Source organism: Stenotrophomonas sp. YJH_SMC_57 (assembly GCF_059369755.1).
Genome location: NZ_JCAFSZ010000004.1, coordinates 12890 through 37823, shown reverse-complemented (window position 1 = coordinate 37823; position 24934 = coordinate 12890). Strand labels below are relative to the sequence as shown.

The window sequence follows — 24934 nt, the reverse complement described above, 5'->3', positions numbered from 1 at the left end:
GAGCGCCTGCGCATCAATCGAGCAGGCATTCAGGCGTTATTCCTACTTACTTCAGGTTGATGATTTTCTTGGCATCAGCCTGGTTCTTCACACCCTTCGCCAGCGCCTGCTGGGCGGCCTGCTTGGCCTCCGGGATGCGACCTTCGGCATGCAGGACGCGTGCCAGGTTCAGGTAGGTCTCACCGTCCTTGGAGAGCGGGGCGGCCTTCTGCCACGCGTCGATCGCCTGCGGCACCTGGTCGGAGTAGTAGTAGGACTGGGCCAGCGCCAGGTAGACCTGGTAATCCGGCTTCAGGATGCCCTTCTGCAACCCTTCGTTGATGACCGCGATGACGTCCTTTTCCTTGTGCTCGGTGTTGGCATAGATCGAGTACAGCTGCTTGTACTCGCGCTCTTCGGTGAGCTGGCCGCTGCTGCGCAGCTTGTCCATCACCGCAGCCGCCTTGTCCATCTGGTCGGCCTGCATGTACATGCTGGCCAGGTTCAGCTGGGCCTTCTTGTCGTTCGGGTTCTTGGCCGCCAGTGCCTCGGCTTCCTTGACCGCTTCACCGGACTGGCCGGCTTCGGACAGGGCCGCCATCAGCAGCTGGTTCCAGTTGTCCTTCGGTTCGGTGGCGCCGGCGATGGCCTGCTTCAGCACCGGGATCGCTTCCTGGTAGCGCTCCAGCTGGTACAGCGCCTGCCCCTTGGCAATCAGTTCTTCCGGCTTGGTCGACTTGCTCTCGGCGAAGTACTTGTCGAGGGTGGCCAGGCCTTCGGCGGTCTTGTCGTCCTGCATCTGCAGCTGGCCCAGCATCAGCATCGACTGGAAGTGGCCGTTGTTGTCCAGGCCGTTGAACTGGATGACCTGCTTCAGATAGGCGATCGCCGCCGGGGTGTCATCGGTCTGGTAGGCGGCCTGCGAGGCCAGCTGCGCGGCCAGCGACTTGTCGTACTCGTTCGAGGCGCTGTCGGCCAGGATTGCGTCAGCCTGTTCGCGGGTCTCCGGGAACTTTTCCTTGTTGTAGCTGTCGATCATCTTCTGCAGCTTGCTGCCCATCTTGGCCGAGGCCTTGACGGTCGGCTCCTGGCGGGTCGCATTCGGGTACAGCGCTTCGGCCTTGGCCTGCTTGCTGCCGCCGCGGTTGCCACGCTCGGACGAACGCGAGGACTGCGCAAAGGCATCGGTGACCACGGCGCCGGTCAGGGCGGTCGCGACGAGGACGGAAAGCACAGCTTTGTGGTTACGCAAAATCATCGTTCACCTCGATCGAACCGCCGGTTAGCGGCAAAGTCGGACTGTCAGAAAAATCTGAGCCGCCAAACGTATCAGAAACAGATGGCGTGAGAAATCGTTTTATGTGCTGCAATACAGCATAGAACTGCGCACTCATCCGCACTTCGGCCGCAGTCCGGCCGCCTGCGCCTGCTGATAGACCGGCGTCAGCGCCGGTGCATCGCGTCGCAACTCCTGGATCCGGTTGGCCGGGTCGGGGTGGGTGGACAGCCATTGTGGGCTGCGACCGCCACTGGCGGCCATCATGTTCTGCCACAGATCGACCGCCTGCGCCGGGTTGAAACCGGCCTGGGCCATCAGTCGCTGGCCGATCACATCGGCCTCGCTTTCCTGGGTACGCGACCCCGGCAGCAGGAACGCGGTCTGGGCGCCCATCCCACCGAGCTGGTTCACGGTGCTGGCAGCGCCCTCGCCATAAGCGGCACCGGCCAGTGCGCCGAGCACGGCCAAGCCGGTCTGCGCGCCCATCTGGCGGGTGATGCGCTCTTCGTGGTGGCGCGCGATGACGTGGCCGATTTCATGGCCGATCACGGCAGCCAGCTGGTCCTGGTTCTTCGCCACGGTGAAGATGCCGGTGTTCACGCCCACCTTGCCGCCGGGCAGGGCGAACGCGTTCGGCTCCTTGTCGACGAATACCGCCGTCTCCCACCGTACGCCACGGTATTGGGCTGGCAGCTGCGCGACCAGCGCATTGACCACGCACTGCACGTAACCGTTCTGGCGGCCGTCGGTGCTGATCTTTTCCTTCTGCTTGGTTTCGGCGAACGCCTGCGCGCCCAGCTGGTCCAGCTGGGCCTGGGAGACGCCGCCCACCATCTGCCGGCGCCCGGTCGGGGACGTCGTGGTCGCGCAAGCGCTGACCAGGGTGGTGATGACAAGGGCCAGCAGCAGTTGTTTCATGGAAGCTCCCCCGTGTTCATGTCCGCAGTGTGTAGCGTACCGGCTTAATCTTTCGTCAAGCGGACACGGCGTTACGTTGACCCCAGGAACACCATCGCGGCAAGTGCAACGGCGTTGTTCAGCGCATGTGCGGTGATCGCGGCCCATAGCGTGCCGGTGCGCCGGTACAGCCAGCAGAACGCGGCGCCCATGCCGCCATACACCAGCCACAACTGGAGCATGCCCAGCAGGGAGTTCTTGCTCAGACCCGGCACTTCGTGCACGAGGGCAAATGCCAGGCTGCTGAGGATGATACCCAGCCAGGGACGTCCCGCCTTCCACAGGCGCCCGAACAACACGCGGCGGAACAGCAGCTCTTCGTAGGCCGGCGCCAGCACCACGGCGAACAACACGAGGAACAACGGGAAACGCGCAATCGCGTTCTGCATCAGTTCCACGTTGGTCGGCACCGGTTCGATGCCGAACTGCTTGGCCAGGAAGGCGATGCCATTGCTGCCGATCACGATCAGCGCAGCCACCAGCAGGGTCCAGCCCCAGGTCGAGGGCCTCCGCAGCGCCTGGCGGGAAGTGGAGCGCTCGTCCGTCGTGGCCGGACGCCGCCAGAAGTACACCACCAGTGCCGCGCCGCCGGTGGCGATCAACGCCATCAGGATCTGCGCCAGTGCACCCGGCTGGCCAACCGCCGCGCCAACCGCGTCAGGCGACAGCACGCCACCATGGGCCTCGGCATTGGCACGGCCGACCACGATCGCGCGGTAGAACCCCCAGAACAGCCCGGTGATCAAGCTCAGGCTGAACAGGGTGACGATGGCGATGCCCAGGTCGATGAAGAAACCCGCCAACGGGGAACCGGCGCGCGGCGCGGCCGAGGCCGGCGGAATCGGGGGCGGGGCGGAAACCGGGGCGGAAGCGGACATCAAGTACCTGCGTTCAAGGGGCGAAGGCCGGCGCGCCTCCCCGCGCACCGGCCGTGTCCCGATTGTGTCAGATATCCAGGTTGGCGACCTTCAGCGCGTTGTCCTCGATGAAATCGCGACGCGGTTCGACCACATCGCCCATCAGGGTGCTGAAGATCTGGTCGGCGGCAACGGCATCTTCGATGCGCACCTGCAACAGCCGACGGGTTTCCGGGTTCACGGTGGTGTCCCACAGCTGCTCCGGATTCATTTCACCCAGACCCTTGAATCGCTGGATCTGGCGGCCGCGCTTGGCCTCCTCGAGCAGCCAGTTCTGCGCCTTGGCAAAACTGTCCACTTCGATCGACTTGGCGCCGCGCGAAATGGTCGCACCTTCGCGGATCAGGCCGTGCAGCAGCTTGGAGGCCTGGTGGATCGCGCGCAGTTCACCGCTTTCGAAGGCCGACATCGGCAACACCTGGATGTGCTGCTCGCCCATGTGGCGACGGGTCACCAGCACGGCGGCCGGGCGCTCGTCGTTGGCTTCCTGCAGTTCCAGGCTGAAGCGCGGGCTGCCCAGGCTGCCCTGGTTGAGGCGCTTGGCCAGTGCTTCCAGGCCTTCGCCTTCGCCGGCAGTGCGCAGGCTGTCCATGTCCATCGGCACGAAATCGACCAGCGCCTCGAGCAGGTTGCGGTCGTAGCGGTGCGCGTTGCGTTCGATCGAATCCAGCGCCGCGGCGTAGGCCAGCAGCAGCTTTTCCAGCGCCAGGCCTTCGATGCCCGGTTCGCCAGCGGCGGGCACCAGCGCCGCGTTTTCCACCGCGCTGCTGGCCAGATAGCTGTCCAGCGCCGGGTCGTCCTTCAGGTACAGCTCCTGCTTGCCCTGCTTGATCTTGTACAGCGGCGGCAGGCCGATGTAGACATAACCGCGCTCGATCAGCTCCGGCATCTGACGGTAGAAGAACGTCAGCAGCAGGGTACGGATGTGCGCGCCGTCGACGTCGGCGTCGGTCATGATGATGATCTTGTGGTAACGCAGCTTGTCCGGGTTGTACTCGTCGCGGCCGATGCCGGTGCCCAGCGCGGTGATCAGCGTACCGACCTGGTCCGACGACAGCATGCGGTCGAAGCGCGCGCGTTCCACGTTGAGGATCTTGCCGCGCAGCGGCAGCACCGCCTGGTTCTTGCGGTTGCGACCCTGCTTGGCCGAGCCACCTGCCGAGTCACCCTCGACGATGAACAGCTCGGACAGCGCCGGATCCTTTTCCTGGCAGTCGGCCAGCTTGCCCGGCAGGCCGGCGATGTCCAGCGCGCCCTTGCGGCGGGTCAGGTCGCGGGCCTTGCGTGCGGCTTCACGTGCACGCGCGGCATCGACGATCTTGCCGGCGATGGCCTTGGCTTCGTTCGGGTTCTCCTGCAGGAACTCTTCCAGGCGGGCACCAAAGGCGTTTTCCACCGCCGGGCGCACGTCGGAGCTGACCAGCTTTTCCTTGGTCTGGCTGGAGAAGCTCGGGTCGGGCACCTTCACCGACAGCACCGCGATCATGCCTTCGCGCATGTCATCGCCGGTCAGGTTGATCTTGGCCTGCTTGGCGATGCCGTTCTGCTCGATGTAGTTGTTGAGCACACGGGTCAGCGCACCACGGAAGCCGGCGAGATGGGTACCGCCGTCCTTCTGCGGGATGTTGTTGGTGAAGCAGTACATCGTCTCCTGGTAGGAGTCGGTCCACTGCAGCGCCACGTCCACGACGATGTTGTTGTGCTCGCCGGTGACCGAAATGACGTTCGGGTGCAGCGGGGTCTTCAGCTGCGCCAGATGCTCCACGAAGCTGCGGATGCCGCCTTCGTAGTGGAAGTCATCGCGCCGACCGTCGCCGCGCTCATCGGCAAGGACGATCTTGACGCCGGAATTGAGGAACGACAGTTCGCGCAGGCGGCGGGCCAGGATGTCGTAGTGGAATTCCACGTTGTCGTGGAACGCCACGGTCGACGGCCAGAAGCGCACGGTGGTGCCGCGCTTGGTGGTGGTTTCCAGCTTGGCCAGCGGGGTCACGGCCGCACCGTTGCTGAATTCCTGCTGGTAGTGGAAGCCGTTCTGGAACACATCCACCAGCAGCTTCTGCGACAGCGCGTTGACCACACTGACACCCACGCCATGCAGGCCGCCGGACACCTTGTAGCTGTTGTCATCGAACTTGCCGCCTGCGTGCAGCACGGTCATCACCACTTCGGCTGCCGAAACCTCGCGGCCCAGCTTGGCGCTCATCTGCTCGTGCTTGCCGGTCGGGATGCCGCGACCGTTATCGGACACCGAGACCGAGCCATCGGTGTGGATCGTCACCGCGACGTGGTCGGCATGGCCGGCCAGCGCTTCGTCGATCGAGTTGTCGACGACCTCGAACACCATGTGGTGCAGACCGGTGCCGTCATGCACGTCACCGATGTACATGCCGGGACGCTTGCGGACAGCCTCCAGGCCTTCCAGGGCGGTAATGCTGTTGGCGTCGTAATTGCCGTTGTTTGCCGGGGTGTTCTGTTCGTCGCTCATTGCGCTTGCCGTAGGCTCCGCAGGTCGGCCACCGCGCGAGGCGATGTGCCGAGAATGAAAGGATTCCAACCCGAATTATACCAGCCGGGGTCGAGCGGCCCTGGGGTGACCACTATGGCACAGCCACGATCTGTGCATGTTCCACGTGGAACCGGGTGATGTCGGCCAGATCCTGCAGTGCCGACGGGGTTTCGGTGGCCGTGATGAAGATCTGCGCCGGGCCATCAAGCAGACGCTGCAGGACCCGCGCCTGGTGGGTGCGGTCCAGCTCCGAGGCCAGATCATCGAGTGCGATCACCGGCCACTCGCCGCGTTGCTCCGCATAGTCCTCGGCCTGCGCCAGCAGGCACGCCAGCGCGGTCAGCTTGGCCTGCCCCCGTGACAGCGCGTCGCGACCGGGAATGTTGTGGAAACCCACGCTCCAGTCCGCGCGGTGCGGGCCGACCGAGGTGTAACCGGCCTGGCGGTCCCGTTCACGGGCCAGAAGCAGGGCATCGGCCAGAGGAAGCTCATGCCGACGCCAGCCCGGGCTCAATTCCAGCGTCTGGATCCCGAGTTGCGGGGCCAGGGTGGCTGCCAACGACACCGTGCGCTGCTGCAGTCGCTCCAGGTAGTGCTGGCGGCGGCTGGTCAGCGGTTCTCCAGCCTCGGCCAGCTCGTGATCCCAGGTATCGAGCATCCGCGATGGCCCACCCTGCTTGAGCAGCGCGTTACGCTGCTTCAGTGCCCGCGAGTAGCGGCGCCACAAGGACAGGAAATCAGGTTCCACGTGGAACAGGCCCCAATCGAGGAAGCGGCGGCGGGGTTCTCCACCGCCGCTCACCAGCGCATGGCTGCCTGGCTCGAAGGTCACCACGGCCAGGGCAGCGCAGAGATTCCCGAGCTGCGCGACATCCTCTCCGTCCAATCGCCCCTTCCAGTCCTGACCGCTGTGGCGCAGGCCCGCCTTGCGGCGATGGGGCGGGTGATTGTCGCGCTGCTCGTCCCATTCCACGAAGACTTCCAGGGCCTCCTGGCCCTGACGGACCAGGCCATCGCGAACCCGGCCGCGAAAGCTGCGGCCATAGGCCATCAGGTGCAGGGCCTCGAGCACGCTGGTCTTGCCGGCACCGTTGTCGCCGGTCAGCAGGTTCAATCCTGGCTGCGGCAACAGGTCCACCGCACTGAAGCGACGCAGTTGGTGCAGGGCGAGGCGGCGGATCTGCATGGGGCGCGAAGGACCATCCGCACGGGGCGGTAGTAGGGTGGGTAATCCATCAGCTTACTGCATCGGTCAAGCCTGACGCGGTGGCGACAGCACGCGGGCCAGGACGCGCCATCCGCCGATCAGCATTTACGCGTTCCACGTGGTGAACAGCCCACTTCTGGCGCCCCTCGCGATCTGGAGGGGCCTGAAATTGCTTCAAATCTGCGCCGGGTTCCACGGTGTGGACCCTCAGATTTCAGCGATTTCACGGCATCCGGGCCGCGCTACGGACGGCCTCAATGTCGATCCCAACCGAAACTGCTGCCGATATCTTCAAATCTGCGATGAGAGCTCCTGCAGGGTTCCACAGAATTCAAGGAATTCAGACCGGCCGTTCCACGCTGTCCACAGCGGGACTGTATGACTTATACACAAGGTATGGGCAATCTGTGGATAAAAAAGCCCTTTTACCGGGCCGACGAAACTATCCACAGGTTCCCCCCCAGCCCCAAGGCGCTCTATACAGGGGGTTTCAGCTGTATAAATTCCTTTTAAAACATGGAGATAGTGCATTTTTCCACGAGATCTGGCCCTACCATCACCACCATGCTTTAGATTTATACCCAGATTTAGAAGCTAGGCTCGACCCAATTTCCTCCAAACGCGTCCTGTGGACAGTGGCGTTTACAGGAGCTGCAGCCACACCTTCGAACACCATCGCGAGCGCGCCTCATGGCGTCGCCAATGGCGCTCCGATCTCCCACAACCACAATTCTGGTCACATCCGATCCGAAGGCGAACTCGCACCGTCAGAAGTGGAAGGGAAACTGCAGGACAGGCTCCACTCCAACGCCGTTGCATCAACGCTTGAGTCCAGCGCGACTACCAGTGCTCCACGTGGAACAAAAAACGCCCGGGAAAATCCCGGGCGTCATTCGGTTCCACGTGGAACAGCGCTGATGTCAGAGACGCAGCGGCATCACCACGTGACGCGACTTCTCGCTGCTGGATTCACGCACCAGCGCCGAGGAGTTGGAGTCGCGCAGCTGGATGATGACTTCCTCGTCGCGCAGCGCCGACAGGGCATCCAGCAGGTAGTTCACGTTGAAGCCGATGGCCAGGTCGCTGACCGTGGTGTCGGCTTCGATCTCTTCCTGGGCTTCTTCCTGTTCCGGGTTGTGCGCGCTGATCTTCAGGTTGCCCGGCGAGACTTCCACGCGGATACCGCGGTACTTCTCGTTGGACAGGATCGCGGCACGCTGCAGCGAGGCACGCAGGGCTTCACGGTCAACCTTCACTTCGCGGTCGGCGCCGATCGGGATCACGGCTTCGTAATCCGGGAAGCGGCCGTCGATCAGCTTCGAGGTGAAAGTGACATCGTCGCGCTTGACGCGCACGTGGCTACGGCCGACTTCCAGCTCGATCTCGCGATCACCGCTTTCCAGCAGGCGCTGCAGTTCGGTCACGCCCTTGCGCGGCACGATGATCTGGCGCTTGGAACCGCTGGGCTTGGCCAGATCGGTTTCACACAGCGCCAGGCGATGACCGTCGGTCGCGACGGTACGCAGGGCGTCACCGCGCAGATCGAACAGCAGGCCGTTGAGGTAGTAGCGCACGTCCTGCTGGGCCATCGCGAACGCGGTGCGTTCGATCAGTTCCTTCAGGGTCGCTTCGCCGATGGCCACGCGCTCGGTGGCTTCCACCTCGTCCACCGACGGGAAGTCGTTGGAGGGCAGGGTTGCCAGGGTGAAGCGGCTGCGACCGGCCTGCACGGTGATCTTGTCACCGGTCTGCGAGACGGTGATCCGGCTGCCGTCGGGCAGCGCACGGATGATCTCGAACAGCTTGCGGGCGGGAATCGTGGTTTCGCCGTCCTGGGCATCTTCAACCGCGATCCGCGACACCATCTCCACTTCCAGGTCGGTACCGGTCAGCGACAGCTGGCCGTTCTGCACCTGGACCAGGAAATTGGCCAGAACCGGAAGGGTCTGGCGGCGTTCGACCACGTTGACGACCTGTGCCAACGGCTTGAGAAAGGCTTCGCGCTGCAGTGTGAAACGCATGTGGTTCCGTGCCCCTATGCTTTAAAAAATGTGGAATAAATCAAAAGCTTGGTGGTGCTGGTAGAGACAGAATCGCTGGAAAACAACGCTAAGTCTTTGTAAATAAAAGAATTTCAGACCTCGAAACCCTCTGTATTACCGACCCCCAGGGGGTGGGGAAAGCTGTGGATAGAATCGGCGCGATTTCAGACGCCATTTTTATCCACAACGTGTCCCGCGCTTGCTACCGGATTCTGCACCGTTTTGTGCGATGACGCCTCATCGGCATCGGTGCATCATTCGCTCAGCTTCCGGATCAGCTTGTCCCAGTCCTCGCGGAGCTTGCCGTCGGTTTCCATCAGGGTCCGGATCTGGCGGCAGGCATGCAGCACCGTGGTGTGATCGCGACCGGCAAAGGCATCGCCGATCTCGGGCAGGCTGTGCTCGGTCAGTTCCTTGGTCAGGGCCATGGCGACCTGGCGCGGGCGGGCCAGCGAGCGGGTCCGACGCTTCGACAGCAGATCCTTGATCTGCAGGCCGTAGTAGTCGGCAACGGTTTTCTGGATGTTGGGAATGCTGATCGCCTGCTGCTGGGCACGCAGCAGGTCGCGCAGGGTTTCCTGGGCGAATTCGGTGGTGATCGCGCGGCCGGTGAAATTGGCGCGGGCGGTCAGGGTATTGAGCGCGCCTTCGAGGTCGCGCACGTTGGAGCGCATCTTCTTGGCGATCAGGAACGCAACATCATCGGGAATCTCGGCACCGCGTTCGCGCGCCTTGGCCAGCACGATCGCGGCACGGGTCTCGAAGTCCGGCGGTTCGATCGCGACCGACAGGCCCCAGGCAAGCCGCGACTTCAGGCGCGCTTCCAGGCCTTCGACTTCGCGCGGATAGCGGTCGCAGGTCAGGATGATCTGCTGCTTGCCATCGAACAGCGCGTTGAAGGTGTGGAAGAACTCTTCCTGGGTGCGGTCCTTGCCGGCGAAGAACTGGATGTCATCGATCAACAGCGCGTCCACCTGCTGGAACTGGCGCTTGAACTGATCCATGGTCTTTTCCTGAAGGGCCCGGATCATCGCGCTGAAGAACTGCTCCGAACGCAGGTACAGCACCTTCGCCCCCGGGTTGGCCTGGCGCATGGCATTGCCGGCGGCGAACATCAGGTGGGTCTTGCCCAGGCCGGTGCCTCCGTACAGCAGCAGCGGGTTGTGCGCACGGTCGCCCGGCTTCTGCGCCGCCTGGAAGGCAGCGGCCAGGCCCAGCTGGTTGCTGCGGCCTTCGACGAAGTTGGCGAAGGTGTAGTGGTTGTCCAGGTTGCCGGCAAACGGCACCTGCGGTTCGCTGGAGACGTGCGCCGACGGCGTGGAAACCGGCGCGTTCTGCATCTCGACCGGGCGCGGACGCGAGCCGATTTCAAGAAAAACGTCGCTGAAACCGGCGAAATGAGCCAACAGCTCGCGGATCCGGGCCAGGTACAGCTCGCGGACCTGGTCGACGATGAAGGCATTCGGTGCATACAGCACCAGGCTGTCCACGCGCAGATCGGCCTGCAGCGGCTTCAACCAGGTATGAACGTCTTCCGGCGGGAACTCCGCTTCGAGGCGCTCGAGACTACGGGACCAAGCATCCATCAGCAATAATCGTCCGGTGGCCGGGGCGTGGACGCGACAAGGCGCCCAAACACAGGCCGGAAAGGGGGAAATGGATGGCTCAGACTACCACCGAGCGCCCGCCTTCGGAATGCTTGTCCCCTACTTATTCACAAAAACATCCACAGCTATTGCACAGGGCAGTGAATTGGCGTAGCTGCCAGGGCTTGACTTGGGGCGGGGTACCTCTCTAGAATTTCCGGTTCTTTCCGTCCCATTCATACGAGAGGCCCCCAATGGCCACGAAGCGCACCTACCAGCCCAGCAACCTCAAGCGTAAGCGCGACCACGGCTTCCGTGCCCGTATGAAGACCGCTGACGGCCGCAAGATCCTGTCGCGTCGCCGCGCCAAGGGCCGCAAAGTCCTGAGCGCCTGATTGCCATGCCGCACCTCGCGGCAGACGCAATCCCTTCGACAGTGAATACTGCAGACCCGCGCAAGCGATTCCCTCGCTCTGCGCGGGTTCGCACGCGTGCCGAATACTCAACGGTCTTCAACGGCGCCCGCCGTGTGTCCGATCCGCTGATGACCCTGCACTGGCTGCCGGCTGACCGGCCGGCCAGGCTGGGTCTGGCGGTTTCCCGCAAGGTTGATCCGAACGCCGTCGGGCGTAACCGGATCAAGCGCGTCCTGCGCGACATCCTGCGTCAGACACGTACCGAAATCCAGCCAGGCGACTTCGTCGTCGTGGCTCGTAGTGCTGCGCGTTCCGCCAGCAACGACGAGATCCGCCAGGCCTTCCTGCGCCTGCTGCGTCGCCTGCGTGCATTGCCCACGCCGGGCGTGGACGGCACAATGCCGCCGCCTGATGGCATCGCAACTCCTTCTTTGACCGAGCCGGCATCGCGTCCCGGCCCCGCCGAGCCTGTCCGCTGATGAACCAGACCCGCGTATTCCTCATTTTTGCCTGGCTGATGGTGGCCGTGCTGCTGTGGATGGAGTGGAACCGTGAAAAGGCTGCTCCGACCCCGGCACCGACGACCACGTCGGCCCCGGCCGCCGCACAGAGCGTTCCGGGTTCCAGCCCGGGCGCCATCCCCAGTGCCCAGGTTCCGGGCGCCCCCGGCCAGGCTGCCGTGCAGGCCCAGGCCAGTGCCACCCCGGCCAGCCAGCGCGTGACCGTCACCACCGACGTGCTGCGCCTGGTGCTCGATGGCGGCCGCGTGCTCGACGCCGAGCTGCTGCAGTTCCCGCAGACCAAGGACGAAGGCAGCCCGCCGGTGCGCCTGCTGACCGAAGATCCCGCGCATCCGTACAGCGCGATCAGCGGCTGGGCCAGCGAGGACAAGAACACTCCGGTCCCGGGCGCTGACGGCTTCAAGCTGGTCGGTGACACCAATGACTTCGTGCTGGCCAAGGGCCAGAACGAGCTGCAGATCCCGTTCGTGTGGACCGCCGACAACGGCGTGACCATCAAGCGCACCCTGACCGTCTCGCGCAACGAGTACGCGGTGCGCTTCAAGGACGAAGTCAGCAACACCGGCACCGCGCCGTGGAATGGTTACGTCTACCGCACCCTGGACCGCACCCCGACCATCCTGTCGCGGAGCATGACCAACCCGGACTCCTTCAGCTTCAACGGCGCCACCTGGTACGACAACGACAAGAAGTACCAGCGTCGTGCGTTCAAGGACTACCTGGAAGACGGCACGCTGAACCAGAACATCACCGGCGGCTGGCTGGCGATGCTGCAGCACCATTTCTTCACCGCCTGGATCCCGCAGAAGGACCAGACGGCGCACTACGTGCTGTCGCAGGTGGCCGGTCGTGACCTGATCGAGGCGCGTGGCCCGGCCTTCACCGTGGCCCCGGGCCAGTCCACCAGCACCGAGGCCCGCCTGTGGGTCGGCCCGAAGCTGGTCAACCTGATCGCCAAGGAAGACGTGCCGGGCCTGGACCGCGTGGTCGACTACAGCCGCTTCTCGATGATGGCGGTAATCGGACAGGGCCTGTTCTGGGTGCTGAACCAGGTGCACAAGCTGGTCGGCAACTGGGGCTGGGCGATCGTCGGCCTGGTGGTGCTGCTGAAGCTGGTGCTGTATCCGTTGTCGGCCGTGCAGTACAAGAGCGGCGCCAAGATGCGTCGTTTCCAGCCGCGCATCGCGCAGCTGAAGGAACGCTATGGCGATGACCGCCAGAAGTTCCAGACCGCGATGATGGAGCTGTACAAGAAGGAAAAGATCAATCCGATGGGCGGCTGCCTGCCGATCCTCATCCAGATGCCGATCTTCTTCGCCCTGTACTGGGTGCTGGTCGAGTCGGTCGAGCTGCGCCAGGCGCCGTGGCTGGGCTGGATCCAGGACCTGACCGCACGCGACCCGTACTTCATCCTGCCGGTCATCAACGTGGCGGTGATGTGGTTCACCCAGAAGCTGACCCCGGCACCGGGCATGGACCCGATGCAGCAGAAGATGATGCAGTTCATGCCGCTGGTGTTCGGCGTCATGATGGCCTTCATGCCGTCCGGCCTGGTGCTGTATTGGGTGGTCAACGGCGGCCTCGGCCTGCTGCAGCAGTGGTGGATGACCAAGCGCCATGGCGGCGATCCGGTCCCGGCCACCACTGCCCCGGCCCCGGTCAAGAAGAAGTAACGGGTAGAGCCGGCCGCTGGCCGGCTGACCTCAGCAGAAGCCCGCCGCAAGGCGGGCTTTTCGCATGCGGCGTTAGAATTCCCGGCACACCGTTCCTCCCACCTTCGAGTCCACCATGCCGCGTGCGCTGTCGTTCTGCCTGTTCCTGCCCTCGCTGTTGTTGACCCTGGTCGTGGCCGGGTGTGGCGACAAGGATGCGAAGGCACCGGCGGCCGCCGTCACCCAGCCCAGCGCGCAGGCCGCGGCCGCCGCTGATCCGGCCGCCGCACCGTTGCTGGCGGCACTGCAGAAGCAGCTGGATGGCTATCGCCGGATCATCGTGCTGCTGGCCGATGAAGACCAGCAGAGTGCTACAGACCGGGGTACGTCCACGCGCGTTGGCCAGCAGCTGTTTCACGATGGCTTGGAACAGCGCACGGCGATTGCCGCGCAGTTCGACACCCTGCTGCGCGGTACCAGCCCGCAGCGCTTCGCCACCCTTGGCACCGTGCTGGACTACGTCGAGTCGGCACCGGAACTGTTCGACGCCGACCGCCTGGCGTTCCGCGAAGTGCTGCGCGATCTACACGAACGGGTCGGTACCGATTCGTCGCTGCCGGCGGTGAAACTGCACCAGCGCATCGGCGAAGACCTGGAAGCACTCGATGAAATCGAGCGCAACTACAACCAGGAACTGACCCGGATCTTCAGCCGTTTCGAACGCACCCGCGCCATCGAGCTGAAGCGCGAGAAGTGGGAGGACTACATCGCCCACCTGCACAAGGATTACAGCCGCGAGGCGATCCTGCGCGACTACGGGGTGATCGAGCCGTACCCGATGTCGATGAAGGACAGCGACCGCGAGATCTTCGGCCGCGACCTGCCGCCCAAGACCGTGGTGCTGACCTTCGATGATGGCCCGCACAAGGCCTACACCGATGAAGTGGTCGCCATCCTCAAGCGCTACGACGTGCCGGGCGTGTTCTTCGAGGTGGGCCGCAACCTGGGCAAGGTCGAGAGCGACGGCAGGGTCAGCCTCGGGCCGATGGCGAAGATCAGCCGCAGCCTGATGGAAGAGGGCTATGCGGTCGGCAACCACAGCCTGACCCACGCCCAGCTCTCGCGCACCACCGGCGACGCGCTGCGCCAGCAGGTGCTCGACACCGATACCCTGCTGAAGGATGTCGACAGCAAGCGCGCGCCGCTGTTCCGCTTCCCGTACGGCGCGCGCAATGCCGAAGGCCTGCAGCTGCTCAACGAGGCCGGGCTGAAGTCGATCATGTGGAACATCGACTCGATGGACTGGGCCGACCCGGTGCCGGAATCGATCGTGCAGCGCGTGCTCGGCCAGGTGAACAAGGAACAGCGCGGCATCATCCTGTTCCATGACATCCACGACCGTGCGGTGAAGGCGCTGCCGCAGATCCTCGACCGCCTGATCGCCGACGGCTACCAGTTCGCCGGCTGGAACGGCCGCGACTTCACCGTCGCCCGCGCGCGCAAGGGCGCGGCCAGCGACGCCACCGTCACCACCGGCTACGAGAAGTCGTGGGCGATCGTGGTAGGCATCGACAGTTACGCCAAGTGGCCGAAGCTGGAGTACGCCAGCCACGATGCGCAGGCGGTGGCCGACACGCTGACAGGGCAGTTCGGCTTCCCCTCTTCACAGGTGATCGTGCTGAAGAATGAGCAGGCCACCCGCAACAACATCCTGGCCGCCTTCCACGACCGCCTGGCCGACGATCGCACCGGAAAGAACGACCGCGTGTTCGTGTTCTTCGCCGGCCATGGCGCGACCCGCCAGCTCGCCTCCGGGCGCGACCTTGGCTACATCATCCCGGTGGATTCGGACCCGAAAGAGTTCGCCACCGACGCGATCGCGATGACCGACATCCAGAACATCGCCGAGAGCATGCAGGCCAAGCACGTGATGTTCGTGATGGATGCCTGCTACAGCGGCCTGGGCCTGACCCGGGGTGGCCCCTCGTCGTCGTCATTCCTGCGCGAGAACGCACGCCGCAGCGCGCGGCAGATGCTGACCGCCGGCGGTGCCGACCAGCAGGTGGCCGATGCCGGCCCGAACGGCCATTCGGTGTTCACCTGGGTGCTGCTGCAGGCGCTGGCCGGCAAGGGTGACCTCAACGGCGATGGCCTGATCACCGGTACCGAGCTGGCCGCGTACGTGGCGCCGGCAGTGTCGGCGGTTTCGCACCAGACCCCGGCCTTCGGCAGCCTGCCCGGTTCGCAGGGCGGCGAGTTCGTGTTCCAGGTGCCCGACAGCCAGGAGTTCCTCACCGCCGATACGCGCCAGCTGACCGCCGATGCGATCGCGCTGAACAACAAGGTCGATGCTGCCAGCGAGGCCAAGGGCAACCAGGCGCCGGTGACCGTGGCCGACCTGCAGGGTGGCAAGGCCAGGCTGGTGGTGCCCACCGCCGGCCCGGCGTCCGACCGCCAGCGCGCGCAGCAGGCCAACGACCGCGGCCTGCAGCTGTACCGCGAGAAGCAGTACGACGAGGCGGCCGCGCAGTTCGCCGAAGCGCTGAAGCTGCGCCCCGATTTCGCCCAGGCCGCGAACAACCTCGGCTTCGTCTACTACCGCCAGCAGCGCTACGCCGAAGCGGCGCGCTGGCTGGAGAACACGCTGAAGATTGATCCCTCGCGCGCGGTGGCCTATATCAACCTGGGCGATGCCTACTTCAACGCCGGCGACAAGCCCAAGGCCAGGCAGGCCTACACCACCTACCTGGCGCTGCAGCCGCAGGGCAGTGGTGCGGCGCAGGCACGCGCGCAGCTGGAGAAGCTCTGAGCCATGGATACCACGATCCACACCGACACCATCGTGGCCATCGCCAGCGCCCCCGGCGCCGGGGGGGTTGGCCTGCTGCGCCTGTCCGGCCCGCGCGCGGCGGCCATCGCCAACGCACTGGGTGCGCCTGCATTGCGCCCGCGCCATGCGCATTACGCGCGCCTGCGCGACGCCGACGATGAGGTGATCGACGATGGCATCGTGCTTTGGTTCCCCGCGCCCAACAGCTTCACCGGCGAAGAAGTGGTGGAACTGCAGGGGCACGGCAGCCCCGTGCTGTTGCAGCAGCTGGTCGCGCGCTGCATCGCGCTGGGTGCGCGCCAGGCGCGGCCGGGTGAGTTCAGCGAACGGGCGTTTCTCAACGGCAAGCTGGACCTGGCCCAGGCCGAGGCCATCGCCGACCTGATCGCCGCCGGCGACAACCGTGCCGCGCGTGCTGCGCGCCGTTCGCTGGATGGTGTGTTCTCGCGCCGCATCGAGGCGGTGGTCGAACAGCTGGTGCTGCTGCGCATCCACGTGGAAGCGGCCATCGACTTCGCCGACGAACCGCTGGACACCCTCGGTGGCGCGCAGGTACGGCGCGGGCTGGAACAGGCGCGCAGCGATCTGGCCCTGCTGCGCCGCGATGCCGAACGTGGTCGCCGCCTGCGCGACAGCCTGCACGCGGTGCTGATCGGGCCACCGAATGCCGGCAAGAGTTCATTGCTCAATGCGTTGGCTGGCAGCGAGCGTGCGATCGTCACCGACATTGCCGGCACCACCCGCGACACGCTGCGCGAGACGATCCGCCTGGATGGCCTGGAACTGACCCTGGTCGACACCGCCGGCCTGCGCGACGGCGGCGATGCCATCGAGCGCGAAGGCATGCGTCGCGCACATGTGGAAATCGAGCGCACCGACCTGGCGCTGATCGTGCTGGATGCACGCGATCCGGCGGCCGGTGAAGCGGCCCTCGGTGATGCAGTGATGGCGGTGCCGCACAAGGTCTACATCCACAACAAGTCGGACCTGCTGGATGTGCTGCCGACGCTGGACGATCCGGATCGCGTGTTCGTCTCGGCCGCGACCGGTGCCGGGCTCGATGACCTGCATGTGCGCCTGCGCAGCATCGCTTCGGCCGGGGCAGGGGAGCAGGTGGACGGCGAGTTCTCCGCGCGCACCCGCCACGTCGATGCGATCGAGCGCGCGCAGGAACATGCGCAGCGCGCCGATGGTGAGCTGGCCCACGAACACCTGGAACTGGCCGCCGAGGAACTGCGGCTGGCGCACGATGCACTGGGCGAGATCACCGGGCAGATGAGTGCCGATGATCTGCTGGGACGGATCTTCTCCAGCTTCTGCATCGGCAAGTAACGCTGGTGCCAGATCCCCGAACGGGCTCACGCTCTAGTGGGTGCCAACCTTGGTTGGCACAGGGCGTCCGGGGTCATCGACGCCGGCTGGCAGAGCGCCGACCCAGGTCGGCGACTACCGGATGCGTGTGGTCCCCCGCCTGTCACATTGCCGCCGCATACTGACGCCCATCACATACCGCTTGGGGAAGTCGCAGTGAAGTCGTGGGGTTGTGCGTTGCTGTTGTCGCTGGCCGTGGCACCATCGGTGGCCATGAGTGCTGAATCCTCCACCCCGGCCGCACACAAGGTGTCGGTCTATGGCCACCGCGGTGCAAGCGCGCTGCTGCCCGAGCACACCCTGGCCGCCTATGCGCAGGCGATTGCCGATGGCGCCGACTACATCGAACCGGACCTGGTGATGACCAGGGACGGGAAGATGGTGGCCCGCCACGAGAACGAGATCGGTGGCACCACCGACGTTGCCTCGCATCCCGAGTTCGCCAGCCGCCGCACCAGCAAGGTGATCGACGGGCAGAAGGTCGAGGGCTGGTTCACCGAAGACTTCACCCTGGCCGAGCTGAAGACGCTGTACGCGCGTGAGCGCCTGCCGGAACTGCGCAGCACCGCCTACGACGGCCAGTTCCGCATCGCCAGCCTTGACGAGATCCTGGCCTTCCTGGTGCAGCAGGCAGGGCGTGCCAACCGTGGCATCGGCCTGGTGCCGGAGATCAAGCACCCGACCTACTTCCAGTCGATCGGCCTGCCGATGGAAGACAAACTGCTGGCGGCGCTGCGCGGCAACGCCTATACCAACGTCGGCCCGGTCACCATCCAGTCGTTCGAGACTGCCAACCTGCGCTACCTGCGCGGCAAGATCCCGCGCGACAGCAACATCCGCCTGCTGCAGCTGCTGTGGAAGGGCGACACCCAGCCGGCCGACGTCGCCAAGGCCGGTGGCACGCTGACCTACGCACAGATGATGACCCCGGCCGGCCTGAAGGACATCGCCGTGTACGCCGACAGCATCGGCCCGGAGCTGCGCTCGATCATTCCGCTGGATGACAAGGGCGCGCTGGGCACGCCCACCTCGCTGGTGCGCGATGCGCATGCGGTGGGCCTGATGGTGATCCCGTACACCTTCCGCCCGGAGAACCACTTCCAGGCCAGCAACCTGCGCAAGGGTGCCGACAATGCACGCAACGCCGAGGGTTCGATCGCCGAGATGCGCGCGTACCTGGCCACCGGCATCGATGCCTTCTTCACCGACGACCCGGCGCTGGGCCGGCAGGCGGTGGATGGGATGGGTGCGGCGGGGAACTGATTCTCCCCCGGTAGTGCCGGCCGCTGGCCGGCAAGCTCATGAACCTTCGGTGGGAATTGCCGGGTTGCCGGCCAGCGGCCGGCACTACCACACCTCAGCCGCGCGGATCGTCCGGCCGCCGGAACGGAATCACCACGTAGTCCTGGCCCTCGCGCGGCTGCCACAGCACCGGCACGCGCTGCGGTGACGGCGGCTCCAGCTCGTCGTCGGCCAGCGGTTCGGACTCATCCTCTTCGTCCTCCCAGCTGTAGCGCTGGCGCGGCGGCAGGGGGTCGGCATTGCGGAACAGCAACGCGGCAATGATGCCGGCGAAGGCGCCGCCCATGTGCGACTGCCACGACACGCCGTCGGCGTGCGGCAGGACGGTCATCAGCATGCCGCCGTAGAACAGCATGCCGATCAGGCCGGTGGCGATCGCCGCGCGGTCGCGACGCAGCAGGCCGAGGCTGGCGAGCAGGAACATCAGGCCGTGGGTCACGCCACTGGCGCCCAGGTGCACGCTGCCCGGATTGCCCAGCATCCAGGCACCCAGGCCCGAACCCAGCCACAGCAGGGGCAGGGCGCGTACGGTGGCTTTTGGATAGACGCTGCCGGCCAGGGTGCCGAGGATCAGGATGGCGATGCTGTTGGCGGCGATGTGCTCGACCGAGGCATGCAGCATCGGGCCACCGACCAGGCCGAGCAGGCCCTTGGCTTCCAGCGGCGCTACCGCCCAGGGGCGCCAGTCGAACGTGCCCTGCAGGGCGAACACGGCCACCAGCACCAGCACGGCGGCCAGGCTGACATTGAACGCCCGCAGGATGCGCGAGCGGTCATTGCGGGGGGCCGGTACGTCGCCGGCGGGCAGGGGCGCGTTGTTGTCCATACCTCAGCAATGGCGGTGGTTGCCGCGAAACCAAGGCCGCCGCGGCGGGAGAGTGGAGACGGCCGGCGGGACAATCCCGCCGGCCGTGCCGTTCAGCGATTCAGCTTCAGGCGTGGCCCGATCCTTCCTTCGGCGGGTACTTCAGGCTCAGCACCACGGTGGCGGTGATGATCACCGCGACCACGCCCAGCGACACCGGGGTCGGGATCTTGAACAGGTCGATGATCATCATCTTGATGCCGATGAAGCCCAGCACCAGCGCCAGGCCATACGGCAGCAGGTGGAAGCGGTCGGCCATGCCGGCCAGCAGGAAGAACATCGCGCGCAGGCCCAGCACCGCGAACACGTTGGAGGTGAGCACGATGAACGGGTCGGTGGTGATCGCGAAGATCGCCGGGATGCTGTCCACGGCGAAGATCACGTCGGTGACCGCGATCAGGATCAGTACCGCGAACAGCGGGGTGAACCAGCGCACGCCATCGCGCTTCACGCTCAGCGCGTTGCCGGCGTAGTCCGGCAGCAGGCGCAGGTGCTTGCGCATCCAGCGCAGGGCCGGATTGGTCTCCAGATCGGGCTCCTGGCCGGCGGCGAACCACATCTTCCAGCCGGTGAACAGCAGGAAGGCACCGAACACGTAAAGCAGCCAATGGAACTGGCTGATCAGTACGCTGCCGGCGAAAATCATGATCGTACGCAGCACGATCGCACCCAGGATGCCGATGATCAGCACCTTCTGGCGCTGTTCCTCCGGCACCGCGAAGTAGCTCATGATCATCAGGAAGACAAAGATGTTGTCGACCGCCAGCGCCTTCTCGACCAGGTAGCCGGTCAGGAATTCGAGGCCGACCTTGTTGGCCACGACCTGGCCGGCGGTCTCATTCAGGTAGTACCAGAGGCCGGCGTTGAACAGCAGGGCCAGCGCGACCCAGCCGATCGACCACCACAGGGCCTCCTTGAAGGTGACCTTGTGCGGTCCACCATGGCGCATCAACACGAGGTCGACCAGCAGGGCGATGACCACCACCGCTGCGAAGCCGCCCCACAACCACACGTTACCGATCGTCTGCATTGGGAATGTCCGTTGGAAAGATGAATGCCAGGCCGGACGGCGAGGATCTGCAACGGAGGATCGGGAGGGGATCCAGGGACAGAGCTTCGCCAGTACGGCGAAGGTCTCGCTCGCAGTTCCAATGGCTGGAACTGCCGTTGCACCGGAGCCTGCGGGCTCGAATTGACGGCGACAACGTCTGGGAGCTACTCCCCTTCTGGCGCCGATTCTGCCGTCTGCCCGGGCCGCCGTCAATTGCCGCGCCTGTGCTGGATTTCCGGCCCCCGCCGCCCCCCGGCTACAATGGGCGGATGAATACCCCCCTTCCGATTGTCCGCCTCAAGAATGCGTGGCGTTCCAGCCACCCGTGGATCTTCCAGAAACTGGTCGAGAAGCCGACCGTCCGGCCCAAGCCCGGTTCCATCGTCGACGTGGTCGGCATCGATGGCGAGTTCATTGGCCGGGGGTTCTACAACGGGCATTCGCGCATTGCCGTGCGCATCCTCGAAACCGACCCGAACGTGCCGGTCGATGCCGGCTGGTTCTCGCGCAAGATCGCCCAGGCGGTGTCGCTGCGCCGTGAGGTGCTGAAGCTCGATGCGGTGTCCGATGCCTGGCGCGTGGTGCACAGCGAAGGCGACGGCCTGTCCGGCCTGGTGGTCGACCGCTACGGCGACCTGGTGGTGGTCGAATTCTTCGCCGCCGGCATGTTCCGCCACCGCGAGTGGATCTACGACGCGCTGCGCGAGCAGTTCCCGGGGTGCCGCTTCCACAGCTTCGCCGACGAGCACGTGCAGAAGCAGGAAAGCTTCGACTTCCACGGCAATACCACCACCGAAGCAGCGGTGATCACCGAGTACGGCATCAAGTTCCGCGCCGACCCGGCCGGTGCCCACAAGACCGGTTTCTTCGCCGACCAGCGCGAGAACCGCGAGTGGCTGAGCCAGCAGGTGGAAGGCAAGAGCGTGCTCGACCTGTGCTGCAACACCGGCGGTTTCGCCGTGTACGCGGCCGCGCGCGGTGCGTCGGACGTGGTCGGCATCGACATCGATGAAGACGTCATCCAGATCGCCAAGGGCAATTCGCGCCTGAACAACGTGCGCCCGAAGTTCGTCCAGTCCGACATCTTCCCGTGGCTGCGTGATGCCGCCAACCGCGGCGAGCAGTACGACGTGGTGATCCTGGACCCGGCGAAGATGACCCGCGACCGCGACCAGGTGATCACCGCGCTGAAGAAGTACCTGGACATGAACAAGCTGGCGCTGGGCGTGGTCAAGCCCGGTGGCCTGTTCGCCACCTTCTCCTGCACCGGCCTGGTGGCCGAGGACCAGTTCCTCGACATGCTGCGCCGCGCCGCCTACTTCTCCGGCCGCACGATCCAGATCCTGAAGGTGGCCGGCGCCGGTCCGGACCATCCGTTCATGGCCCACGTGCAGGAATCGCGTTACCTGAAGGCCGTGTTCTGCCGCGTGGTGGATTGATTCGCAGGATCCCGGCTACGTTCGGCATCGGGTAGTGCCGGCCGCTGGCCGGCTCATCCTGGTCTCCGACTCTCGCTGAGAGCCGGCCAGCGGCCGGCACTACCGTTTGTTGTCATCTCGGCGCTATGGTCTGACGCTTCCCATCGAGGTGAAGCGTCATGACGTTGCGCAGTCTGTCTTTGCTGGTCTCGCTGGCGCTGTGTGCGCCGCTGTCCGCCCACGCCGTTGAGTTCAGCGCGCAGGAGCTGGCCCGTGCCAAGGTGCTGCAACAGCGCCTGGTCACCCTCGACAGCCATCTGGATACGCCGGCCAACTTCGGTCGCAGCGGCTTCGACATCGAGCAGCGCCACGACCGCAACGCGCTTTCGCAGGTGGACTACCCGCGCATGGTCGAAGGCGCGTTGGACGGCGGCTTCTGGGCGATCTACACCGATCAGGGCGACCGCAGCGCAGCGGCCCACCTGGCCGAGCGTGACCATGGCCTGCAGCGGTTGCTGGAAATCCGCGAGATGCTGGCGGCCAATCCCGAGCGCTTTGCCTTGGCGCTGACCGCCGATGATGCGGCAAGGATCAAGGCCGCCGGCAAGCGGGTGGTCTACATCAGCATGGAAAACGCCAGCCCGCTGGTGGCCGATCCCAGCCTGCTTTCGTTCTACCATCGCGCCGGCCTGCGCCTGCTCAGCACCGTGCACTTCGCCAACAACGAGTTCGCCGATTCGGCCACCGATCCCAAGGGTGCGGAGTGGAAAGGCCTGAGCCCGGCCGGCAAGGAGCTGGTGCGGCAGGCGGTGAAGCTGGGCATCGTGATCGACCAGTCGCATGCCTCCGACGCAGTGTTCGACGACCTGCTGGCGATGATGCCGGTGCCGTTCGTGCTCTCGCACAGCTCGGCCAAGGCGGTCTACGACCACCCGCGCAATCTGGACGATGCACGCCTGCGCAAGCTGGCCAAGGCGGGCGGCGTGATCCAGGTGAATGCCTACGGTGGCTATCTGATCGACACCGCCAAGACACCGGAGCGCAAGCAGGCCGAAGAAGCGCTGAGCAAGCAGCTGGGTGGCTGGGAAGGGATGGGCATCGAGCAGGGTGTTGCCCTGCTGAAGGCCGAGCAGGAACTGGACCACGAGCACCCGGTGCGCCATGCCAGCCTGGACGATTTCTTCGCCCACTTCGAGCACATCCTCAAGGTGGTCGGCCCCGAGCATGTGGGCATCGGCCTGGACTGGGATGGCGGCGGTGGCCTGAGCGACCTGCCCGATGTCAGCCAGCTGCCGAAGATCACTGCGTGGCTGCTGCGCAAGGGCTACACCGAGCAGCAGATTGCCGGCATCTGGGGCGGCAACCTGCTGCGGGTGATGCGCCAGGCGCAGGATCACGCAGCAAAACAGGGCGTGTGAAACGCCCTGCGGTAGTGCCGGCCGCTGGCCGGCATTGCCCGTATCAACAGGATCCGGGTTGCCGGCCAGCGGCCGGCACTACCGGTGACTCGTTTACTTCGCGATCAGCGCGTGGCGGCGGCTGTACAGGAAGTACAGCACCAGGCCGGCCACGTTCCACAGCAGGAAGTACAGCTGGGTGCGGTGCGGCAGGCTGATGAACAGGTAGATGCAGCCCAGCGCCGCCAGCGGGCCGACCACGAAGGCCAGCGGGGTGCGGAAGGTGCGCTCGCGGTTCGGTTCGCGCAGACGCAGCACCACCAGGCAGATGCCCACCGCGGTGAACGCGGCCAGGGTGCCGGCGTTGGCCAGCGCCGCGATCTCGTCCAGGCGCGCCACGCCGGCCAGCGCCGACACCACCACCGCGGTGAACAGCGTGGTCGCCACCGGCGTGCCGGTACGGGCGTTGACCTTGGACAGGCCACGCGGCAGCAGGCCATCGCGGCTCATCACGAAGAAGATGCGGCTCTGGCCATACAGGAAGGCCAGCAGCACGGTCGGCAGCGCGATGATCGCGATCACGCCGATCACCATCGCCGCGGTCGGGTGGCCCAGCTGGCGCATGATCAGTGCCAGCGGCTCGGCGCTGTGGCCGAACACCGCGTAGCTCATCGCACCGACTGCCGCCAGCGCCACCAGCACGTAGACGATGGTGCAGCCGATCATCGAGCCGATGATGCCGATCGACAGGTCGCGGCCCGGGTTCTTGGTTTCTTCGGCGGCGGTGGAGATCGCATCGAAGCCGTAGAAGGCGAAGAAGATGATCGCTGCCGCGGCCATTACGCCGTGCTCGACGCCATCAGGGCCCATCGACTTGGCAAAGCCATACGGCATGAACGGCTGCAGGTTGGCGCTGTCGAAGGCGGGCAGGGCGACGGCCACGAAGATGGCCAGCGCGATCAGCTTGAACACCACCAGGATCGCGTTGAGGGTGGCGCTCTCCTTGGTACCGGCCATCAGCATGCCGGCCACCAGCCAGGTGATGACGATCGCCGGCAGGTTGATCATGCCGCCTTCCACGTGCGGGCCGGCGGCAAGCCAGGCCGGCAGGTGCACGTTCCAGCCGAACTGGGTGTGCACCCATTCGAGGAAGCCGACGAAGTAGCCGGACCAGCCCACCGCTACCGTACTCACCACCAGCGAGTACTCCAGGATCAGGCTCCAGCCCACCACCCAGGCGAACACCTCGCCCAGCGCACTGTAGCTGTAAGTGTAGGCGCTGCCGGCGGCCGGCATCATCGTCGACAGCTCGGCGTAGGACAGCGCCGCGCAGGCGCAGACCGCGCCAGCGATGGCGAAGGAGATCAGCACGGCCGGGCCGGCCAGGTTGGCGCCGACGCCGATCAGCGTGTAGATGCCGGTACCGACGATGGCGCCGATGCCCAGCGCGATCAGGTGTGGCCAGCTGAGCGTGGGGATCAGACGCCTGCCGGCTTCGTGGACGGTGACGGAATCTAGGGACTTGCGCCGGAGCAGGGACATGCAGGCCTCGGAAGGGGTGACTAAGAACGACAAGTTCCCGAGTGTGACCGAACGCAGCGCAGCATTACCACTGACGGGGGTCGTGCATGGGTT

The 24934-nt window shown here is 65.4% G+C and carries 18 protein-coding genes; 8 read left to right on the top strand and 10 right to left on the bottom strand.

Going from position 1 to position 24934, the window contains the following annotated elements; translation table 11 throughout:
- Positions 1-46: 46 nt before the first annotated feature.
- The 7 genes from AC5P7U_RS06010 to dnaA form a co-directional block, all read right to left on the bottom strand.
- The gene (locus AC5P7U_RS06010) at positions 47-1237 is read right to left on the bottom strand and encodes a tetratricopeptide repeat protein (RefSeq protein WP_006479408.1); all 1191 of its coding nucleotides are present in this window, start codon (positions 1235-1237) and stop codon (positions 47-49) included.
- Positions 1238-1369: 132 nt separating this feature from the next.
- Positions 1370-2176 (bottom strand): M48 family metallopeptidase, encoded by an 807-nt coding sequence (locus AC5P7U_RS06005; protein WP_006479406.1) that lies wholly within the window; start codon positions 2174-2176, stop codon positions 1370-1372.
- Positions 2177-2247: 71 nt separating this feature from the next.
- A complete protein-coding gene (locus AC5P7U_RS06000; RefSeq protein WP_006479404.1) occupies positions 2248-3093 on the bottom strand; it encodes a CPBP family intramembrane glutamic endopeptidase in 846 nt (281 codons plus the stop codon).
- A gap of 67 nt (positions 3094-3160) precedes the next feature.
- Positions 3161-5620 (bottom strand): DNA topoisomerase (ATP-hydrolyzing) subunit B, encoded by a 2460-nt coding sequence (gyrB, locus tag AC5P7U_RS05995; RefSeq protein ID WP_006479402.1) that lies wholly within the window; start codon positions 5618-5620, stop codon positions 3161-3163.
- A gap of 112 nt (positions 5621-5732) precedes the next feature.
- Complete coding sequence (gene recF / locus AC5P7U_RS05990) at positions 5733-6827, bottom strand: DNA replication/repair protein RecF (RefSeq protein ID WP_197564346.1); 1095 nt, start codon at positions 6825-6827, stop codon at positions 5733-5735.
- A gap of 941 nt (positions 6828-7768) precedes the next feature.
- Positions 7769-8869, bottom strand: coding sequence for a DNA polymerase III subunit beta (dnaN, locus tag AC5P7U_RS05985; protein ID WP_005411731.1), 1101 nt, complete (start codon positions 8867-8869; stop codon positions 7769-7771).
- A gap of 275 nt (positions 8870-9144) precedes the next feature.
- Positions 9145-10476, bottom strand: coding sequence for a chromosomal replication initiator protein DnaA (gene dnaA / locus AC5P7U_RS05980; RefSeq protein WP_006479319.1), 1332 nt, complete (start codon positions 10474-10476; stop codon positions 9145-9147).
- A gap of 254 nt (positions 10477-10730) precedes the next feature.
- On the opposite strand from dnaA, the gene rpmH reads away from it, so the two are divergent.
- The 6 genes from rpmH (at position 10731) to AC5P7U_RS05950 (ending at position 18529) form a co-directional block, all read left to right on the top strand.
- Positions 10731-10871 carry a 50S ribosomal protein L34 gene (gene rpmH / locus AC5P7U_RS05975; protein WP_005411729.1) on the top strand — a complete coding sequence of 47 codons (141 nt, stop codon included), beginning with the start codon at positions 10731-10733 and terminating at the stop codon, positions 10869-10871.
- A 5-nt stretch (positions 10872-10876) separates the two neighbouring features.
- Complete coding sequence (rnpA, locus tag AC5P7U_RS05970) at positions 10877-11371, top strand: ribonuclease P protein component (protein ID WP_006479316.1); 495 nt, start codon at positions 10877-10879, stop codon at positions 11369-11371.
- A complete protein-coding gene (gene yidC / locus AC5P7U_RS05965; RefSeq protein ID WP_495220867.1) occupies positions 11371-13086 on the top strand; it encodes a membrane protein insertase YidC in 1716 nt (571 codons plus the stop codon). The genes rnpA and yidC overlap by 1 nt, the downstream gene beginning before the upstream one ends.
- A gap of 115 nt (positions 13087-13201) precedes the next feature.
- Entirely contained in the window at positions 13202-15874 is a 2673-nt protein-coding gene (locus AC5P7U_RS05960) for a polysaccharide deacetylase family protein (protein ID WP_481457953.1), read from the top strand.
- Between the two features lie 3 nt (positions 15875-15877).
- On the top strand, positions 15878-17227 hold the full coding sequence (gene mnmE / locus AC5P7U_RS05955; protein ID WP_481457954.1) for a tRNA uridine-5-carboxymethylaminomethyl(34) synthesis GTPase MnmE: 1350 nt from the start codon (positions 15878-15880) through the stop codon (positions 17225-17227).
- 195 nt (positions 17228-17422) lie between these two features.
- Positions 17423-18529: a glycerophosphodiester phosphodiesterase gene (locus AC5P7U_RS05950; protein ID WP_197564350.1), complete on the top strand. Its 1107-nt coding sequence runs from the start codon at positions 17423-17425 to the stop codon at positions 18527-18529.
- Between the two features lie 94 nt (positions 18530-18623).
- On the opposite strand, the gene AC5P7U_RS05945 is transcribed toward AC5P7U_RS05950, so the two are convergent.
- Together AC5P7U_RS05945 and AC5P7U_RS05940 are read right to left on the bottom strand one after the other, a co-directional pair.
- Positions 18624-19394, bottom strand: a complete 771-nt coding sequence (locus AC5P7U_RS05945; RefSeq protein WP_006479183.1) for a rhomboid family intramembrane serine protease — start codon at positions 19392-19394, stop codon at positions 18624-18626.
- A gap of 106 nt (positions 19395-19500) precedes the next feature.
- Complete coding sequence (locus tag AC5P7U_RS05940; protein ID WP_495220866.1) at positions 19501-20463, bottom strand: TerC family protein; 963 nt, start codon at positions 20461-20463, stop codon at positions 19501-19503.
- Between the two features lie 290 nt (positions 20464-20753).
- Here AC5P7U_RS05940 and AC5P7U_RS05935 point away from each other — a divergent pair, with 290 nt between their 5' ends.
- Both AC5P7U_RS05935 and AC5P7U_RS05930 read left to right on the top strand, forming a co-directional pair.
- Positions 20754-21923, top strand: a complete 1170-nt coding sequence (locus AC5P7U_RS05935) for a class I SAM-dependent rRNA methyltransferase (protein ID WP_180878534.1) — start codon at positions 20754-20756, stop codon at positions 21921-21923.
- Positions 21924-22081: 158 nt separating this feature from the next.
- A complete protein-coding gene (locus tag AC5P7U_RS05930; RefSeq protein WP_006478948.1) occupies positions 22082-23320 on the top strand; it encodes a dipeptidase in 1239 nt (412 codons plus the stop codon).
- A 93-nt stretch (positions 23321-23413) separates the two neighbouring features.
- Here AC5P7U_RS05930 and AC5P7U_RS05925 read toward each other — a convergent pair whose 3' ends face one another.
- On the bottom strand, positions 23414-24841 hold the full coding sequence (locus AC5P7U_RS05925) for an amino acid permease (RefSeq protein WP_006478919.1): 1428 nt from the start codon (positions 24839-24841) through the stop codon (positions 23414-23416).
- Positions 24842-24934: the final 93 nt, after the last annotated feature.

Coding starts and splice junctions, on each gene's coding strand:
- AC5P7U_RS06010 (WP_006479408.1), bottom strand. CDS start 1,237: ATGATTTTGCGTAACCACAAAGCTGTGCTTTCCGTCCTCGTCGCGACC.
- mnmE (WP_481457954.1), top strand. CDS start 15,878: ATGGATACCACGATCCACACCGACACCATCGTGGCCATCGCCAGCGCC.
- AC5P7U_RS05940 (WP_495220866.1), bottom strand. CDS start 20,463: ATGCAGACGATCGGTAACGTGTGGTTGTGGGGCGGCTTCGCAGCGGTG.
- gyrB (WP_006479402.1), bottom strand. CDS start 5,620: ATGAGCGACGAACAGAACACCCCGGCAAACAACGGCAATTACGACGCC.
- recF (WP_197564346.1), bottom strand. CDS start 6,827: ATGCAGATCCGCCGCCTCGCCCTGCACCAACTGCGTCGCTTCAGTGCG.
- AC5P7U_RS06000 (WP_006479404.1), bottom strand. CDS start 3,093: ATGTCCGCTTCCGCCCCGGTTTCCGCCCCGCCCCCGATTCCGCCGGCC.
- rpmH (WP_005411729.1), top strand. CDS start 10,731: ATGGCCACGAAGCGCACCTACCAGCCCAGCAACCTCAAGCGTAAGCGC.
- rnpA (WP_006479316.1), top strand. CDS start 10,877: ATGCCGCACCTCGCGGCAGACGCAATCCCTTCGACAGTGAATACTGCA.
- dnaA (WP_006479319.1), bottom strand. CDS start 10,476: ATGGATGCTTGGTCCCGTAGTCTCGAGCGCCTCGAAGCGGAGTTCCCG.
- dnaN (WP_005411731.1), bottom strand. CDS start 8,869: ATGCGTTTCACACTGCAGCGCGAAGCCTTTCTCAAGCCGTTGGCACAG.
- AC5P7U_RS05945 (WP_006479183.1), bottom strand. CDS start 19,394: ATGGACAACAACGCGCCCCTGCCCGCCGGCGACGTACCGGCCCCCCGC.
- AC5P7U_RS05935 (WP_180878534.1), top strand. CDS start 20,754: ATGAATACCCCCCTTCCGATTGTCCGCCTCAAGAATGCGTGGCGTTCC.
- AC5P7U_RS05925 (WP_006478919.1), bottom strand. CDS start 24,841: ATGTCCCTGCTCCGGCGCAAGTCCCTAGATTCCGTCACCGTCCACGAA.
- AC5P7U_RS06005 (WP_006479406.1), bottom strand. CDS start 2,176: ATGAAACAACTGCTGCTGGCCCTTGTCATCACCACCCTGGTCAGCGCT.
- AC5P7U_RS05930 (WP_006478948.1), top strand. CDS start 22,082: ATGACGTTGCGCAGTCTGTCTTTGCTGGTCTCGCTGGCGCTGTGTGCG.
- AC5P7U_RS05960 (WP_481457953.1), top strand. CDS start 13,202: ATGCCGCGTGCGCTGTCGTTCTGCCTGTTCCTGCCCTCGCTGTTGTTG.
- yidC (WP_495220867.1), top strand. CDS start 11,371: ATGAACCAGACCCGCGTATTCCTCATTTTTGCCTGGCTGATGGTGGCC.